This is a genomic window from Pseudomonas sp. S31, assembly GCF_016648105.1.
Taxonomy (GTDB): domain Bacteria; phylum Pseudomonadota; class Gammaproteobacteria; order Pseudomonadales; family Pseudomonadaceae; genus Aquipseudomonas.
On the sequence record NZ_JACVVE010000040.1, the window covers coordinates 1 to 17553 of the forward strand.

Annotated in this window: 15 protein-coding genes; 3 read left to right on the plus strand and 12 right to left on the minus strand. The window is 63.3% G+C overall.

Annotated features, from left to right (window positions below; all coding sequences use genetic code 11):
* Nucleotides 1–19: 19 nt before the first annotated feature.
* The 7 genes from IAE37_RS23200 to puuE form a co-directional block, all read right to left on the minus strand.
* Nucleotides 20–772, minus strand: a complete 753-nt coding sequence (locus IAE37_RS23200; protein ID WP_201177309.1) for an outer membrane protein OmpK — start codon at nt 770–772, stop codon at nt 20–22.
* Nucleotides 773–1124: 352 nt separating this feature from the next.
* Nucleotides 1125–1910, minus strand: a complete 786-nt coding sequence (locus IAE37_RS23205; protein ID WP_201177310.1) for an outer membrane protein OmpK — start codon at nt 1908–1910, stop codon at nt 1125–1127.
* 135 nt (nt 1911–2045) lie between these two features.
* Nucleotides 2046–3401 carry a nucleobase:cation symporter-2 family protein gene (locus IAE37_RS23210; RefSeq protein WP_201177311.1) on the minus strand — a complete coding sequence of 452 codons (1356 nt, stop codon included), beginning with the start codon at nt 3399–3401 and terminating at the stop codon, nt 2046–2048.
* Between the two features lie 203 nt (nt 3402–3604).
* A complete protein-coding gene (locus IAE37_RS23215) occupies nt 3605–4924 on the minus strand; it encodes a urate hydroxylase PuuD (RefSeq protein WP_201177312.1) in 1320 nt (439 codons plus the stop codon).
* 46 nt (nt 4925–4970) lie between these two features.
* Nucleotides 4971–5474: an ureidoglycolate lyase gene (locus tag IAE37_RS23220; protein ID WP_056801462.1), complete on the minus strand. Its 504-nt coding sequence runs from the start codon at nt 5472–5474 to the stop codon at nt 4971–4973.
* A gap of 62 nt (nt 5475–5536) precedes the next feature.
* Nucleotides 5537–6052 (minus strand): 2-oxo-4-hydroxy-4-carboxy-5-ureidoimidazoline decarboxylase, encoded by a 516-nt coding sequence (gene uraD, locus IAE37_RS23225; RefSeq protein ID WP_201177313.1) that lies wholly within the window; start codon nt 6050–6052, stop codon nt 5537–5539.
* Entirely contained in the window at nt 6052–6978 is a 927-nt protein-coding gene (gene puuE, locus IAE37_RS23230) for an allantoinase PuuE (RefSeq protein WP_201177314.1), read from the minus strand. Before puuE ends, uraD begins: the two co-directional genes overlap by 1 nt.
* Nucleotides 6979–7367: 389 nt before the next feature.
* Between puuE and uraH the strand changes: the two genes are divergently transcribed.
* Entirely contained in the window at nt 7368–7721 is a 354-nt protein-coding gene (uraH, locus tag IAE37_RS23235; RefSeq protein ID WP_201177316.1) for a hydroxyisourate hydrolase, read from the plus strand.
* 193 nt (nt 7722–7914) lie between these two features.
* Here the strand turns inward: uraH and IAE37_RS23240 are convergent, their stop codons facing one another.
* Nucleotides 7915–9264, minus strand: coding sequence for an NCS2 family permease (locus tag IAE37_RS23240; RefSeq protein WP_201177318.1), 1350 nt, complete (start codon nt 9262–9264; stop codon nt 7915–7917).
* A gap of 353 nt (nt 9265–9617) precedes the next feature.
* Between IAE37_RS23240 and IAE37_RS23245 the strand changes: the two genes are divergently transcribed.
* Together IAE37_RS23245 and aqpZ are read left to right on the plus strand one after the other, a co-directional pair.
* Nucleotides 9618–10373, plus strand: a complete 756-nt coding sequence (locus IAE37_RS23245; RefSeq protein ID WP_201177320.1) for a GntR family transcriptional regulator — start codon at nt 9618–9620, stop codon at nt 10371–10373.
* 202 nt (nt 10374–10575) lie between these two features.
* Nucleotides 10576–11274 carry an aquaporin Z gene (gene aqpZ / locus IAE37_RS23250; RefSeq protein WP_201177323.1) on the plus strand — a complete coding sequence of 233 codons (699 nt, stop codon included), beginning with the start codon at nt 10576–10578 and terminating at the stop codon, nt 11272–11274.
* Here aqpZ and guaD read toward each other — a convergent pair.
* From guaD to xdhA, 4 genes are all read right to left on the minus strand, one after another.
* Entirely contained in the window at nt 11271–12575 is a 1305-nt protein-coding gene (gene guaD, locus IAE37_RS23255; protein WP_201177325.1) for a guanine deaminase, read from the minus strand. The genes aqpZ and guaD overlap by 4 nt on opposite strands.
* A gap of 10 nt (nt 12576–12585) precedes the next feature.
* Nucleotides 12586–13431, minus strand: a complete 846-nt coding sequence (gene xdhC, locus IAE37_RS23260; protein WP_201177327.1) for a xanthine dehydrogenase accessory protein XdhC — start codon at nt 13429–13431, stop codon at nt 12586–12588.
* A gap of 118 nt (nt 13432–13549) precedes the next feature.
* Nucleotides 13550–15949 (minus strand): xanthine dehydrogenase molybdopterin binding subunit, encoded by a 2400-nt coding sequence (xdhB, locus tag IAE37_RS23265; RefSeq protein ID WP_201177329.1) that lies wholly within the window; start codon nt 15947–15949, stop codon nt 13550–13552.
* The gene (xdhA, locus tag IAE37_RS23270) at nt 15942–17396 is read right to left on the minus strand and encodes a xanthine dehydrogenase small subunit (protein WP_201177331.1); all 1455 of its coding nucleotides are present in this window, start codon (nt 17394–17396) and stop codon (nt 15942–15944) included. The genes xdhB and xdhA overlap by 8 nt, the downstream gene beginning before the upstream one ends.
* Between the last annotated feature and the right edge of the window lie 157 nt (nt 17397–17553).

The following is a 17553-nucleotide window of genomic DNA, read 5'->3' on the forward strand; positions in this document are numbered from 1 at the left end:
CATGCACCTCTTACTCATGTTATGCCCGAACACAAAATTTCTGACACCCTCCCTTGATGCCGTACTTGTTCTTCCAGTAGTCGTACTCGAAGCCGACGTACAGTTGCTTCTCACCAAAATGCAGGGCCTTGCCCAGGTCGTACTTCACCTGTGGGTTGAAGTGCAGGTTGGCCTGGTAGGTGCCGTGGCTGTTCTCGTCGTTATCCACCACCCAGTCCATGTAGCCATCGATGAGGATGTCGGACGAGCCCACGGGGATGGTGTAGGACCAGACCGGGGTGATCTGCCAGACGTTATCGCCGGGGCGGCTGCCATCGGTGGTGCGCTGGTAGAAGTTCAGCTGGAAGTAGTCGAAGCCAGGGATGTCCAGGTCGAAGCCCGGCCCGATCAGGTAGGCCTCGGTATCACCTTCGCCGAACTCGTAGGTCATCGCCAGCAGCACGTCCTTGACCGGGCCGAACTCGAGCTTCTGGTCGAAGATCTTGCCGAACGACAGGCGCGGGGTGATCTCGCCGTAATAGGTGTTCGGGCCGTTGCTGGCGTCCTTCTTGCCCTGGTAGAAGATCTTGTCGACGAAGATGAAGTTGTCGCCGTACTTCCAGCCGTCGGCGTGCTCGAAGGTGAAGGTCTGCTGGGTTTCGGGGTTGACCTTGAAGTTCTTGCCCCACAGGTAGGTCAGGCTGTTGTTCTGCCACTGCAGCAGGTCGCCGGCGTAGGTGGTGCCGCAGGCCAGCAGGCCGCCCGCGAGAATCAGGCTGTTGATGGTACGCATTGTGAAATTCGCTCCCTAGGGTGATCTGTTGTCAGCGTTTTGGATGACGCTGTTTTTTGTCTTATGAGTCAGCTTTTTTCGATTGGCCACAGCTGATTGGCAAGAGTTGCGCCAACTCTCCGGGTTGGTGGCAACCATCCTGCTCGACGTCGTACTGCACCGATGAAAAGGGGTCTTCAAGCTGGCAACACGTCGGCCAACCGCCCGTATTCATTGACCGAGCGGTCAGTTAACGTGGGCAGGATCCGTCCTGCCCTGATCGAGGGGCGCGCAGATTACTCACTTGCGCGCCAAGCCTCAAGTGCTCCGTCCTGGAGCACGCTGAAACAAAGTTGGGCGTTTGGTCAGCTTCTTAGAAATGCACCTTGACCAGGGCGCTGGTCACGCTCTGGTTGCTGTCGATATTGCCCCGGCTGTCGATGCCGTATTTGTCCTTCCAGTAGCTGTACTCGATGCCCACGTACAGCTGTTTGGCGCCGAGGTTGAGGGCCTTGCCCAGGTCGTACTTGAGCTGGGGGTTGAACTGCAGGTTGGCGTGGTAGGTGCCGCGTCGGGTCTGGTCGTTGTCGACCACCCAGTCCATGTAGCCGTCGAACAGAATGTCCGATTTACCCACGGGGAAGGTGTAGGACCAGGCCGGGGTGATCTGCCAGACGTTATCGCCAGGACGGCTGCCTTCGGTGTTGCGCAGGTAGAAGTTGAGGGTGAAGTAGTTGAAGCCGGGGATCGCCAGGTCGAAGCCGGGGCCGATCAGGTAGGCTTCGTTGTCACCCTCGCCGCGCTCGTAGGTCATGGCCAGCAGCACATCCTTGACCGGACCGAAGGCCAGCTTGCGATCGAAGATCTTGCCGAACGACAGGCGTGGGCTGAATTCGCCGTAGTAGGTGGTGACGCCTTTGCTCGCGTCGGCCTGGCCGTTGTAGAAGATCTTGTCGACGAACAGGAAGGTATCGCCGTACTTCCATTTGTTGGCGTGCTCGAAGGTGATGGTCTGCTGGATGCGGGGGTTGACCTTGAAATCCTTGCCGTACAGGTAGGTGAGGCTTTCGCCGTGCCACTGCAGCCATTCGCCGGCATGGGCGGGGAGAGTGGCCAGCAGGCTGCTGCCCAACAGCAGGGACGAGGTGATGCGCGTCATGTCGTGGTTCCCGGACTTATTGTTGTTGGCGGTATCGAAGGCGCACGCGTGCCCCATACGGCCCACGTCCAGTGGGCCGAGGCCTTTGCGTGTGTAGCGGGAGAAGTGGGGCGCCCGCAGCGGTCGCCCCTTGCCTCAATGTTGCTGGCACGCCTCGTTGTGCGCGGTGCGGTCGGCGCCGCCGAGGATGTTGAACAGCACGTTGAGTACCAGGGCACTGATGGTCGCCATGGCGATGCCGCTGTGGGTGATGGGCTCCATCCACTGTGGCATCTGCGCGAAGAACTCCGGGCGTACCACCGGGATCAGGCCGAACCCGATGCTCACCGCCACCAGCAGCTGGTTGCGACGGTCGCTGATGTCGGCTTCCTGGAGGATCTTGATGCCCGTGGCGGTGACCATGCCGAACATGGCGATGGAGGCGCCGCCCAGTACCGCGGGCGGGATCGAGGCGATCAGGTAGGCCGCCTTGGGCAGCAGGCTGAGCAGGATCAGCAGTGCACCGGCGGTGACTGTGACATAGCGGCAGCGGACCCCGGTCATCTGCACCAGGCCGATGTTCTGGGCGAACGAGGAGTGGGTGAAGGTGTTGAAGAAACCGGCCACGAACGATGCGCCGGCATCGCACAGCAGGCCGCGCCGCAGCATGCCCGGCGTCACCTCACGGTCGGTGACCTTGCCCAGGGCGAGGAACATGCCGGTGGACTCGACGAAGATGATCACCACCACCAGGCACATGGACAGGATCGGCGCCAGGCTGAAGGTCGGCATGCCGAAGTGCAGTGGCGTGACCACCTGCAGCCATGGCGCCTGGCCCAGGCCGGACAGGTCGACCATGCCGATGGAGCCGGCCAGGACGTAACCCAGGCCCATGCCTACCAGCACCGAGACGTTGACCCAGAAGCCGCGCATGAAGCGGTTGATCAGCAGGATCACGGCCAGCACCAAACTGGCCACCAGCAGGTAGATCGGCGCGCCGAAGCGCTCGGCATCGGCACCGCCACCGGCCCAGTTGACCGCCACCGGGAACAGCGACAGGCCAATGGAGGTGATGACCGTACCGGTGACCAGGGGTGGGAAGAAGCGTACGACCTTGGACATGAACGGCGCGATCAGCATGCCGAAGAACCCGGCGGCGATGGTCGCGCCGAAGATCCCCTGCAGGCCCACGCCGGGCATGCCGGCCATGGCCACCATGCTGCCGACGGCGGCGAAACTGGCGCCCATCATCACCGGCATGCGGATCCCGACCGGGCCGATGCCGAACGACTGGATGATGGTGGCGATGCCGGCGACCAGCAGGTCGGCGTTGATCAGGAAGGCGACTTCTTCACGGGAAAGGCCGGCGGCCTGGCCGATGATCAGCGGAACGGCGATGGCGCCGCCGTACATCAGCAGTACATGTTGCAGGCCAACCAGGATCAGTTGGAACAAGGGCAGGGGCTGTCGCGGGGGCGCGACGGGAATGTACGCTTGGCGTAACTGGGACATGCAGCACCTCGAGTCTTGTTTTTATTCTCGGATCCAAGCGCCAGGCTTTACGCGGCAGGCTTCGTGAAGAAGCCTGGGGTTCCCGGGGTAAAGCGTGACGCTCGATGCTTGCTTGTTGCTTATCGCTTGTACGAAGAGGCCGGTACCGGCCTCTTCGCGGGACAAGCCCGCTCCTGCAAGCGAGCGGGTTGTCCGGTGGTGCTTTAGTTGACCGGCGCGCCCTTGGCGATCCAGTCACCGACCAACTTGCGCTCCTCGGTGGTCATCTGGGTGATGTTGCCCAGCGGCATGATCTGGCTGGCGACCGCTTGTGCCTGGATGCGCGCGGCCTGGGCCTGGATCTGCTGCGGGGTGTCGAACATCACGCCGGCGGGGGCGGCACTGAACAGTGGGCTGGTCGGCTTGGACGAGTGGCACACGGTGCAGCGTTCCTGGATGACGTCGTGGATCTTGTCGAAGGCGTCGCCGCCGACTTGGGCCGTGGCTTCTGCAGCCGGTGCGGCAGGCGCTTCGGCGGGCTTGGCGGCTTCCTCTTCACGCAGCTGGGCAGCGGTCTTGCCGCCCACCGCGGTGGCTGGCAGCGGCTGGTACTCGATCTTCGCCGCAGCTTGCTCCGGGCTGGTCGCCATTGGCTTGGGGCCGGTGACGTAGGCCAGGCAGATCATCGCCAGGGCGCCGACCGGCAAGGTCCAGGCGTACTTGTTGCTGTCGTGACGGGTGTTGAAGTAGTGACGGATCAGTACCGCCGCCACCGCGATGCCGGCCAGGATCAACCAGTTGTACTGGCTGCCGTAGGTGCTCGGGAAGTGGTTGCTGATCATGATGAACAGCACCGGCAAGGTGAAGTAGTTGTTGTGGCGCGAACGCAGCAGGCCCTTGGCCGGCAGTACCGGGTCTGGGGTCTGGTTGTTCTCGATCGCCGCCACCAGCTGGCGCTGGGCGGGCATGATGATGCGGAACACGTTGCCGACCATGATGGTACCGATGATCGCGCCGGTGTGCAGGTACGCACCACGGCCGCTGAACACCAGGCTGAAGCCCCAGCAGGCAGCGATGATCAGCACGAACAGCACGGCGCCGAGCAGCGCTGGCTTCTTGCCCAGGGGCGAGTCGCAGAGGAAGTCGTAGATGAACCAGCCGGCGACCAGCGAACCGATACCGATGGCCACGCCCTCGGCACCGCTCAGGGTGCTGCCGGGAGCCAGCAGGTACAGGGTCGGGTTCCAGTAGAACACCACGCACAGCAGGGCGATCCCGGACATCCAGGTGAAATAGGCTTCCCATTTGAACCAGTGCAGGTTCTCGGGCATTTTCGGGGGCGCGAGTTTGTATTTCTCCAGGTGGTAGATACCACCGCCGTGAATCGCCCAGAGATCACCCGACAACCCATCGCGCGGGTTGCTTCGGTTCAGGTGGTTCTCCAGCCAGACGAAGTAGAACGATGCACCGATCCAGGCGACACCGGTGATCATGTGAACCCAGCGAATGCTCAGGTTCAGCCATTCGTGAAGGTGTGCTTCCACAGTATGTACCTCATGCCAATCACCGCAGGCGATGATTGACCTTTTCTTATTGGTGGGGATTGAGGATCAGCATCTGTTCCTCGGTGAAGTAATGCTCATCGCAGTTGTTGCCAGAACCACTGCGATCAACCACCAGGAAGTCATCCCGCTTTTCGATCGTCAGCACCGGGTGGTGCCAGACGCCGCGATGGTAATTGACGCCCTGCCTGCCGTTGCTGCGGAAGGCTCGGACCAAGCCTGATACAGGTGCATCGCCAACGGGCGCGACCACGATCAGAAAGGGGTTGCCGAGCAGCGGGATGAAAGCCTGGCTGCCCAGCGGATGGCGTTCCAGCATGCGGACCGTCAGCGGCATGTCCAACGCGTCGGCGCGGAAGATGCTGATGATGGCCTTGTCCTCGGGCTCGGCGGTCTCGACCGTGGCGAGCTTGTGGAAGCGCATGGTCGAACCGTTGTTGATCATGAAGTGGTCGCTGCCGTCGGTTTCGATCACGTCACCGAAGGGGGCGAAGGCTTCTTTGCTCAGGGGTTCGATCATCAGGGTGCGCATGCGGTTATCTCTTCTATGTTCGTTGTTCTTGATTAGGGTGGGCCGGCTGGCAGGCCAAGCCCTCAAAGCTGCAGCAGGCGGAACAGGGCGATCAGGTTGATCTGCGCCAGGGCCTCCTTGAATTCGGTATCGACATCGTTGTGGATGCGTTTCTCGAAGGCAGCGAGAATCTGGTGCCGGTTGCTGCCTTTTACCGCCATGATGAAGGGGAACTGGAACTTGGCCTTGTAGGCGTCGTTCAGCTCGGTGAAACGGGCGAACTCGTCGGCGGTGCATTGGTGGATACCGGCGCCGGCCTGTTCGTTCGTGCTCGATTCGGTCAGCTCGCCCTGGATGGCAGCCTTGCCTGCCAGGTCCGGGTGAGCGTTGATCAGCGCCAGCTGCTCGGCGTGGCTGGCGCTGAGCAGGATGTCGCTCATGCGCTGGTGCAGCGCCTCGATCTCGTCCAACTCGCCCGGTTGGCCCAGCTCGAACGCACGTTCGGCGACCCACGGCGAGTGCTCGTAGATGTCGGCGAAGGCCTGGACGAAGGCGTCACGGCCCAGGGTCGATGGCTTGAGGGTCTTGAAGGCGGTCATCAGGCGTTCTCTTTCTTGTACGGATGGGTGGCGTGCCAGTGGCGGGCGATGTCCACGCGACGGGCGAACCAGACCTGCTCGTGGCTCTTGGCGTAGTCGATGAAGCGCTTGAGCGCGGCCAGGCGGGCAGGGCGGCCGATCAGGCGGCAGTGCAGGCCGATGGAAAGCATCTTCGGCGCTTCGCTGCCTTCGGCGTACAGCACGTCGAAGGCGTCCTTGAGGTACTGGTAGAACTGCTCGCCGCAGTTGAAGCCCTGCACCTGGGTGAAGCGCATGTCGTTGGTGTCGAGGGTGTAGGGGATCACCAGGTGCGGCTTGCCGGTGGGGTTGTTCGACTCCCAGTAGGGCAGGTCGTCGTCGTAGGTGTCGCTGTCATAGAGGAAGCCGCCTTCCTCCATCACCAGGCGACGGGTGTTCGGGCCGGTGCGGCCGGTGTACCAGCCCAGTGGGCGCTCGCCGGTGATTTCGGTGAGGATGCGGATGGCTTCGAGCATGTGCTCGCGCTCCTGGGCCTCGTCCATGTACTGGTAGTCGATCCAGCGGTAGCCGTGGCTGCAGATCTCATGGCCAGCCTCGACCATGGCGCGGATCACGTCGGGGTGGCGCTGGGCGGCCATGGCCACGGCGAAGATGGTCAGCGGCACGCCGCTGTCCTTGAACAGCTTGAGCAGGCGCCACACGCCGGCGCGGCTGCCATATTCGTAGAGCGATTCCATGCTCATGTTGCGTGCGCCTTGCAGCGGCTGGGCGGCGACCATCTCGGAGAGAAAGGCTTCGGACTCCTTGTCGCCGTGCAGGATGTTGCGCTCGCCACCTTCTTCGTAGTTCAGCACGAAAGACAGCGCGATGCGGGCATTGCCCGGCCATTGCGGGTGAGGTGGGGTGTTGCCGTAACCGATCAGGTCGCGAGGGTAGTCAGCGCTCACTGCTATCTTCCTTCTTGTGCGTTGGTGCGGGGTGGGGGCGAGCCGCGTCGGGATGTCGCACCACCGGATGGGCTGATTGTATACAACTTCTGAAATCTTTTGTAAGCCTGTTTTTCCGCATTTCTGCCCTTTTGTCGCCCGGGCTACACCACCAAAGCCTGTGCAAGAAACCTGCCTGATTGGTCAGCTAAAGTTGAAGCTGGCTCCTGAGTGCCTGTATTTACGACTGGTGGCCGGTTTGCAAGGGCTGCGGCGGAAGGGTTCAAAAAATTGTGTACAATATTTCGTCGAAATGTCTTAATGAGGGCATTCCAACGCGCCGCATGCCCTGTGCTGGTGCGAGGGTTGTGTATTTCTTGCCCACAGATTGAACAAGAGGCGACAAGCAGATGGGACGTTTGACCACACACGTATTGGATGCCGCTCACGGCTGCCCGGGCAGCGCGATCAAGGTCGAGCTGTACCGCGTCGACGGCCAGCGACTGGAGCTGGTGAACACGGCAGTGACCAACAGCGATGGCCGCGTCGATGCGCCATTGCTGCAGGGCGATGACTACCGTACCGGTGTCTACCAGCTGCAGTTCAGTGCTGGCGCCTACTACCGTGCCCGCGGCGTGCAGCTGCCGGACACGGCGTTTCTGGATGTTGTCGTGCTGCGCTTCGGCATCGATGAAAAGCAGGAGCACTATCACGTGCCGCTGCTGATCTCGCCGTACAGCTATTCGACCTATCGTGGAAGCTAGTGGGTCGCTAGAAGAATCTTCGTAGGTCCTTGGCCCGCTCTCACACTGGCGGGCTTTTTTTCGTCTGCTGGTTTTGTGTTGCCTGTACTGGCCTCTTCGCGGGTAAACCCGCTCCTACAGGGGGTTGCGCGCCGCTGTAGGAGCGGGTTTACCCGCGAAGAGGCCGGGGCAGGGGAATCAAATCAGGTCGGGATCAGAGAAACACGAACTTGGCGATGAAGATCGCGCACAACACCCACAGGCTCGCCGATATTTCCTTGTACTTGCCCGTCCCCGCCTTCAACGCCACGTAGCTGATGAAGCCCAGCGCAATCCCATCGGCCACCGAGAAGGTCAGCGGCATCATGATCACCGTGACGATCGCCGGAATGCTGTCGGTGGCTTCGTCCCAATGAATGTGCGCCATGCTGCCCATCATCAGCATCGCCACGTAGATCAGCGCGCCGGCAGTCGCATAGGCGGGAATCATCCCGGCCAAGGGGGCGAAGAACATCGCCGCGACGAACAACAACCCGACCACCACGGCGGTCAGCCCGGTACGCCCACCAGCAGCCACACCGGCGGCACTCTCCACATAGCTGGTCACCGGCGGCACGCCGACCACGGCGCCGAACACACTCGAAGCACTGTCGGCCTTCAACGCCCGCGACAGGTTTTCAATGCGGCCATCCGCCGCCACCAGGTTGGCCCGCTGCGCCACGCCCATCAGCGTGCCGGCAGTGTCGAACATGTGCACGAACAGGAACGCCAGCACCACGCTGATCATGCTGACGTTGAACACGCCCGCCACATCCATGGCCATCCAGGTCGGTGCCAGGCTCGGCGGCATCGACATCACCCCGCCGAACTTCACCAGCCCCAGGCCCCAGCCGGCCAGGGTCACGCCGATGATGCTGATCAGGATCGCGCCGAACACGCGCTTGTAGCTGAGGATGGCGATCAGCAGGAAGCACAGCGCCGCCAGCAGCGGCCCGGGTTCATGCAGCGAACCCAGCTTGATCAGAGTGGCCGGGCTGTCGACGATGATGCCAGCGGTCTTCAGGCCGATCAGCCCGAGAAACAATCCGACGCCGGCCCCCATGGCATGGCGCAGGCTCACCGGGATGCTGTTGAGCAGCCATTCGCGCACTTTCGACAAGGTCAGGAACATGAACAGCACCCCCGAGACGAATACCGCGCCCAAGGCCGTTTCCCAGTTGTAGCCCATGGTGCCGACCACGGTGTAGGTGAAGAAGGCATTCAGGCCCATGCCTGGCGCCAGGCCCACCGGCCAGTTGGCGTACAGGCCCATGAGCAGGCAGCCCAGTGCGGCGGCGATGCAGGTGGCGACGAATGCTGCGCCGTGATCGATGCCGGCGTCGGCCATGATGTTGGGGTTGACGAAGATGATGTACGCCATGGTGATGAAGGTGGTCATCCCGGCGATCAGTTCGGTGCGTACGGTGCTGCCGTGTTGCTTGAGTTTGAAAATCCGCTCCAGCCAGCTCGTTTCGAGCGGTGGGGCGAGATCCAGCGTAGGGGCTTCGGATTTGCGGCTTTCCACAGCGGTACTCCTCAAGTCTTCTTGTTGTTCTGGAGCCAGTGACCTGCGCTAAGCACTTGGTGGCTCCGCGAGGGAAGGCAGACATCCGAACCGATTTGTTGACTTTTTGGTCAGGAAGTTGCTCGCTGGATTATGCTTTTGTGTACAAAGAATGCAAATAATGTTTTATCTTTTGTTCGCGAAAACCCCGATACAACGGCTATATAAGTAAAAGGCGGCCTGCAGAAAGGGTTGTGCCTGTGTACAATGGCGCCATACCTTGGTCCTACTTTTTTCATCAGGACTTGCCAAGCACCCTCCGACAGGTATTACAGTCGAGGCCTGACTGGCGGATCCTTCGTGCTCGAGAGCCCATGAACGAACAGCTGCAACCTCTGAAAAAACCTGCGCGCACTGGCAAGGCCGGCCGTAGCGGTACCCAGGACGACATCGTCTATGCGCACATTTTCGAGGCGATCCTCGAGCAGCGCCTGGCGCCTGGCACCAAGTTGAGCGAGGAAGCGCTGGGCGAGATCTTCGGCGTCAGCCGCACCATCATTCGCCGCGCTCTGTCGCGCCTGGCCCACGAGAGCGTGGTGCTGCTGCGGCCCAACCGTGGCGCGGTGGTGGCCAGCCCCACCGTCGAGGAGGCGCGCCAGGTGTTCTTCTCACGGCGCATGGTCGAACGCGCGATCACCGAACTGGCCGTGCAGCACGCCACGCCCGAGCAGCTCAACGAGTTGCGCCATATGGTCCGCGAGGAGCGCGACAGCTTCTCGCGCGGCGACCGCGGCGCGGGCATTCGCCTGTCCGGCGAATTCCATCTGAAGCTGGCCGAGGCCGCCGGCAACGCGCCGCTGGTGAGCTTCCAGCGCAGCCTGGTGTCGCAGACCTCGCTGATCATCGCCCAGTACGAGAGCGGCAACCGCTCGCATTGCTCGTACGACGAGCACATGCAGTTGATCGACGCCATCGAGGCACGTGACGTCGAGCAGGCGGTGAGCCTGATGATGCACCACATGGACCACATCGACAGCAAGCTCAACCTCGACGAGGAGAGCGCCTCGGACGACCTGCATGCGGTGTTCTCGCACCTTCTCAAGAAACCCAAGGCATCCTCCAAGGGTTGATCGTTTGCCTGCCCGAGCCTGGGGCTGCTGCGCAGCCCTTTCGCGGCACAAGGCCGCTCCTACCAGGGTAACGCGAGCTCTGTAGGAGCGGCCCCATGCCACAACTGGTCATCCGCCAAAGGTCTGCTAAATTCTTGTGGGCAAACCTCTTCCAGCAGTAGGGATTGCGCAATCATTGCGTTCAACTACTGAGGGAAGCGACATGTCCATGTCTCTGGGTGCGCGTATGGGTGCCGAACTGGTCGGTACGTTCTGGTTGGTCCTCGGCGGGTGCGGCAGCGCAGTCCTGGCGGCCAGTTCTCCGGTCGGCATCGGCGTGCTCGGCGTCGCCTTCGCCTTCGGCCTGACGGTCCTGACCATGGCGTTCGCCATCGGCCATATCTCCGGTTGCCATCTCAACCCCGCAGTCTCGTTCGGCCTGGTGGTGGGCGGGCGATTCCCGGCCAAGGAATTGCTGCCCTACGTGGTCGCCCAGATGATCGGCGCGGTCCTGGCTGCCGGGGTAATCTACTTCATCGCCAGCGGCAAGGCGGGTTTCGAGTTGTCGGCCGGGCTGGCCTCGAATGGCTATGCCGAGCATTCCCCAGGTGGCTACTCGCTGGCCTCCGGCTTCGTCAGCGAAGTGGTGATGACCGCGATGTTCCTGGTGGTGATCATGGGCGCCACCGACGCCAGGGCACCGGCCGGTTTTGCGCCAATCGCGATCGGCCTGTGCCTGACCCTGATCCACCTGATCTCGATCCCTATCACCAACACTTCGGTCAACCCCGCGCGTAGCACCGGGCCGGCCTTGTTCGTCGGAGGCTGGGCAGTGCAGCAGTTGTGGCTGTTCTGGCTGGCACCACTGATCGGCGCCGCGATCGGCGGCGCCTTGTACCGCGGGTTAGCCTCGAAACCTTAGCGCTGGTGCACCCGGCGGCCGGCCGCGTAGGTTTCACGCACCGTGCGGTCGTCGCCCAGGGTGGTGAGCACGAACAGGGTTTCCTCGATGCTGCTGGACTGCTGGATACGGTAGTCCAGCAACGGCGTGGCCTTGTAGTCGAGCACCACGAAGTCGGCATCGTTGCCTGGGCGCAGACTGCCGATGCGGTCGTCCAGGCGCAGCGCGCGTGCACCGCCGAGGGTGGCCAGGTACAGCGACTTGTAGGGGTGCAGGCGGGCGCCCTGCAGTTGCATGACCTTGTAGGCCTCGTTCAGGGTGTTGAGCAGCGAGAAACTGGTGCCGGCACCGACGTCGGTGCCCAGGCCCACGTTGACCTTGAAGCGCTCGGCCTGGGGCAGGTTGAACAGGCCGCTGCCGAGGAACAGGTTGGAGGTCGGGCAGAAGGCCACGGCCGAGCCGGTGTCGGCCAGGCGCTGGCACTCCTCGTCGCACAGGTGCACGCCGTGCGCGAATACCGAGCGCTCGCCGAGCAGTTCGAAGTGGTCGTACACGTCCAGGTAGCCTTTCTGCTCCGGGAACAGCGCCTTGACCCAGTCGATTTCCTTGAGGTTCTCGGACAGGTGCGTGTGCAGGTACAGCCCGGGGTGTTCCTTGAGCAGTTGGCCTGCCAAGGCCAGTTGCTCCGGTGTGCTGGTTGGCGCGAAGCGCGGGGTGACCGCGTAGTGCAGGCGGCCCTTGCCATGCCAGCGCTCGATCAGCGCCTTGCTCTCGGCGTAGCTGCTCTCGGCGGTATCGGTGAGGTAGTCGGGGGCATTGCGGTCCATCATCACCTTGCCGGCGATCATGCGCAGGTCCAGGCGCTCGGCCTCCTCGAACAGGGCATTGACCGACTGCGGGTGCACGCTGCCGAACACCAGGGCGGTGGTGGTGCCGTTACGCAGCAGCTCCTTGATGAACAGGCCGGCGACCTTGTCGGCATGGTCCTTGTCGGCGAACTGCTTTTCGCAGGGGAAGGTGTAGGTGTTGAGCCAATCCAGCAATTGCTCGCCGTAGGAGCCGATCATGCCGGTCTGCGGAAAGTGGATGTGGGTGTCGATGAAGCCGGGGGTGATCAGCGCGTGCTGGTGGTGCACCACCTCGATGTCGGCGTCCAGGGTCGGCAGCAGCTCGCTGGCCGGGCCGACGGCACTGATGCGGCCATCGTCGACTACCAGCAGGCCGTCCTCGTAGTACTCGTGGGAAGCGTCCAGGCCCACCTCGGCCGGGTCGGCGATGCTGTGCAGGATGGCGGCACGGTAGGCTTTGCGGGTAACGGTCATAACACACTCGTCAAATGGCTTGGCTGCGCCGGGAGGGCGGCAGCAACTGGGCAATGGGGCCGGCATTGGCGCCAGCGTCATGCTGGCCGAAGCAGGCGTTGTAGGTGGCGATGATTTCCCCGGCGATGGACACGGCGATCTCGATCGGCAGCTTGCCCTTGACCTCGGCCAGGCCCATCGGGCAACGCATGCGCGCCATCACGGCATCGTCATAGCCGCGCTCGCGCAGGCGATGCTCGAACTTGACCCGTTTGGTCTTCGAGCCGATCAGGCCGAACCAGGTGAAATCGTTGCGCTTGAGAATGGCGGCGGTCAGCTCCAGGTCGAGCTGGTGGTTGTGGGTCATGACGATGCAGTAGCAGCCGGCGGGCAGTTCGGCCACTTCGTCGACCGGTTCCTCGCTGACCACCTGGGTCACCCCACTCGGGATGAGCGCGGGGAATTCCTGTTCACGCGAATCGATCCAGCGCACCCGGCAGGGCAGCGCCGCGAGCAAGGGTACCAGAGCGCGGCCGACATGGCCCGCGCCGAACACTGCGATCTGCGCCTGCACCGCAGCCATCGGCTCGAACAGCAGCACGGTGACGCCGCCGCAGCATTGACCGAGGCTGGCGCCGAGGCTGAAGCGCTCCAGGTGCGGGGTGCCGCGCCGCTCGGCGAGCATCTGCCTGGCGATGTGCAGCGCCTTGTATTCCAGGTGGCCACCGCCGATGGTGTCGAACAGGCCATTGGCGCTGACGACCATCTTCGAGCCGGCGTTGCGCGGTGTCGAGCCACGTTCCTCGATGATGGTGACCAGTACGCAGGGTTCGCCGCGGGACTGGTGGTCGGCGAGGGCGTTGATCCATTGGTGCATGATGCAACCTCTCTGAAGGTCGTCACGGTCCCTGTAGGAGCGGGTTTACCCGCGAATGCGGCGGTGAGGCGACTATCGCATTCGCGGGTGAACCCGCTCCTACAGGCGTCTCGCATTGTCACGGTGTGACAGTTTCCAGCTCCTGTTCGGCCAGCTGCTGTTCGGCCACCGCCTTGCGCATCTGCTCGCAACCCCACAGCACCCGCTCCGGCGTCGCCGGGGCGTCGATCTGTGGCTGCACGCGGTAGTCGGCGATGCTGGCCACGGCGTCCTTGATCGCGCACCAGGCGGCGATGCCGAGCATGAACGGCGGCTCGCCCACGGCCTTGGAATGGAACACGGTGTCCTCGGGGTTCTTGCGGTTTTCCACCAGCTTCACCCGCAGGTCCAGCGGCATGTCGGCCACTGCCGGGATCTTGTAGCTGGCCGGACCATTGGTCACCAGCTTGCCCTTGGCGTTCCACACCAGTTCCTCGGTGGTCAGCCAGCCCATGCCCTGGATGAAACCGCCTTCCACCTGGCCGATGTCGATGGCCGGGTTCAGCGAGGCGCCGACGTCGTGCAGGATGTCGGCACGCAGCATCTTGTATTCGCCGGTCAGGGTGTCGAGCACCACCTCCACGCAGGCGGCGCCGAAGGCGAAGTAATAGAACGGCCGGCCACGCGCCTGGGTGCGGTCGTAGTAGATCTTCGGCGTGCGATAGAAGCCCGTGCTCGACAGCGACACCTGGGCGAAGTAGGCCAGTTGCACCAGTTGTTCGAAGCTCACGATCTGCTCACGCACGCGCACATGGCCGTTGCGGAACTCCACGTCTTCCTCGGTGACCTGGTAGTGCCGGGCGGCGAACTCGGTCAGGCGTTTCTTGAGGATCTCGGCGGCGTTCTGCGCAGCCTTGCCGTTCAGGTCGGCGCCACTGGAAGCCGCCGTGGGCGAGGTGTTGGGCACCTTGTCGGTGTTGGTGGCGGTGATCTGGATGCGGCTGAAATCGACCTGGAACACCTGCGCCACCACCTGGGCGACCTTGGTATTGAGGCCCTGGCCCATTTCGGTACCGCCGTGGTTGAGGTGGATGCTGCCGTCGGTATAGATGTGGATCAGCGCACCGGCCTGGTTGAGGAAGGTGGCGGTGAACGAGATGCCGAACTTCACCGGGGTCAGCGCCAGGCCCTTCTTCAGCACCGGGCTGTTGGCGTTGAAGCGGCGGATCGATTCGCGGCGTTCGGCGTAGTCGCTGCTGGCCTCGAGTTCGGCGGTCATTTCCTCGAGCATGTTGTGCTCGACGGTCTGGTAGTAGTGGGTGACGTTGCGCTCGGTCTTGCCATAGTAGTTGGCCTTGCGCACCGCCAACGGGTCGCGGCCGAGGTGGCGGGCGATGTGGTCCATCACCTGCTCGATGGCGACCATGCCCTGCGGGCCGCCGAAGCCACGGTAGGCGGTATTGGAGGCGGTGTTGGTCTTGCAGCGGTGGCCATGCACAGTGGCATCGCCCAGGTAGTAGGCGTTGTCTGAGTGGAACATGGCGCGGTCGACGATCGAGCCCGAGAGGTCTGGTGAATAACCGCAGTTGCCGGCGAGATCCAGGTTGATGCCGTGCAGGCGACCCTCATCGTCGAAGCCGACGTCGTACTCGACATAGAACGGGTGGCGCTTGCCGGTCATGGTCATGTCCTCGACCCGTGGCAGGCGCATCTTGGTCGGCTGGCCGGTCAGGCGCGCGATCACCGCGCACAGGCAGGCGGGGCTGGCAGCCTGGGTTTCCTTGCCGCCGAAGCCACCGCCCATGCGGCGCATGTCCAGCACCACCTTGTTCATCGGTACGTCGAGTACCTCGGCCACCAGCTTCTGCACTTCGGTGGGGTTCTGCGTGGAGCAGTAGACGATCATGCCGCCGTCCTCGGTGGGCATCACCGAGGAAATCTGCGTCTCCAGGTAGAAGTGTTCCTGGCCGCCGATGTGCAGGGTGCCCTGCAAACGGTGCGGGGCGCTGGCCAGGGCGCTGGCCGAGTCACCCCTCTGGTGGGTATGGCTGTCGAGTACGAAGTGCTTGTTGCGCAGCGCCTCGACCACATCGAGCACCGGCTCGAGGTCTTCGTACTCGACGATCGCCGCCATCGCTGCGCGGCGGGCGGTGTCGAGGTCGCGGGCGGCTACGGCAAGCACCGGCTGGCCGAAGAACTCGACCGTGTCGATGGCCAGCAGCGGATCGCCGGCCACCACCGGGCCGATATCCTTGAGGCCTGGGATATCCTCGTGGGTAATGGCGATGCGCACGCCCTCGAAGGCGTAGCAGGGCGCGGTGTCGATGCGCAGGATGCGCGCGTGGGCGCGGTCGGCGGTGCGTGCATACACGTGCAACTGGTTGGGGAATTCCAGGCGGTCGTCGATGTACACCGCTTCGCCGGACACATGCTTGTCGGCGCTGTCGTGCTTGATGCTGCGCCCGACCCCGGTGGCCAGGTCCTGGCGGAACAGTTCGGCCATCTCGGCCTGGCTCTTGGCTGCGTGATGGTTAGACATAAGCGGTCACCCGGGTCTCGATGTGCGGTGTTTGCTGTTCGATGAAGTACTTGCGCAGCAGATTCTGCGCGGTCAGCAGGCGGTATTCGCGGCTGGCGCGGAAATCGCTGAGCGGGGTGAAGTCCTCGGCCAGGGCCTGGCAGGCGCGTTCGATGCTGGCCTGGGTCCAGGGCTTGCCGCGCAGGGCCGCTTCGCAGGCGCGGGCCCGCTTGGGGATGGCGGCCATGCCGCCGAAGGCGATGCGCACGGCACTGACCACGCCGTCTTCGAGGCTCAGGTTGAAGGCGCCGCACACCGCTGAGATGTCGTCATCCAGGCGCTTGGAAACCTTGTAGGCGCGAAACGTCCATTCGTTGCTGGCGCGCGGCACCACGATCTTCTCGATGAACTCACTGTCCTGGCGGGCGGTGACGCGGTAATCGATGAAATAGTCCTCCAGCGGCATCGTGCGCTGGCGGTCACCTTGGCGGAGCACCACCTGCGCGTCGAGAGCGATCAGCAGGGGCGGCGAGTCGCCGATCGGCGAAGCGTTGCCGATGTTGCCGCCAAGGGTGCCCTGGTTGCGGATCTGCAGCGAAGCGAAGCGGTGCAGCAGGGCGCCGAAGTCGGGGTACTCCGCGTCGAGTGCGGCGTAGCAGTCGGTGAGCGGGGTGGCGGCGCCGATCTCCAGATGGCTGGCGGTCGTTTCGATGCGCTTGAGCTCGGCGATATGGCCGACGTAGATCATCACTGGCAGGGTCTTGTGCATCTGCGTGACTTCCAATGCCAGGTCGGTGCCGCCGGCCAGCAGGCGTGCTTCGGGGTGCGAGCTGTACAGGTCGGCCAGGTCGGCCACGGTCAGCGGCACCAGGCAGCGTTTGTCGCCGCTGTTGAGCTCGTCGGTCTCGGTCGGGGCGATGGCCTTGAGGCGGGCGATGGTTTGCGCCTGGTGGGCATCGAACTGGTCCTGGCAAGGTTGCCGGCAGCTCTGCTCGGCGGCGTCGAGGATCGGTCGGTAGCCGGTGCAGCGGCACAGGTTGCCGGCCAGGGCCTCCTGGGCGCGGTGCAGGTCGTGGCCGCTGCTGTTCTTCTGCAGGGCGAACAACGACATGACGAAGCCGGGGGTGCAGAAGCCGCATTGCGAGCCATGGCAATCGGCCATGGCGCGTTGCACGCTGTGCAGCTCGCCTTGGTGCTTGAGGCCTTCGACGCTGATCAGTTGTTTGCCGTGCAGGGCCGAGACGAAGGTCAGGCACGAATTGAGGCTGCGGTAGCGCAGGCTGTCCTGGCCGTGCTCGTCCTGGGTCAGTTCGCCTACCACCACGGTGCAGGCGCCGCAGTCGCCGCTGGCGCAGCCTTCCTTGGTGCCGGGTTTGCCCAGGTGCTCGCGCAGGTACTGCAACACCGTCATGTTCGGGTCCAGGGCGTGCTCACGGTGCAGCTCCTGGTTGACGAGAAACTGGATCACGGGGATGGCCTCGCAATGGTTTTATTGTTGTTGGGCGGACTCTAAGCAGACCTGACGACTTGGTCAATATTTTTCTGACTCAAAGGTCAGGAAAGCGCTCGAGCCCCTGCCCAACGGCCTGTTGCTGTCCCTTTACCAAGCATAGATCGCGCCGCCT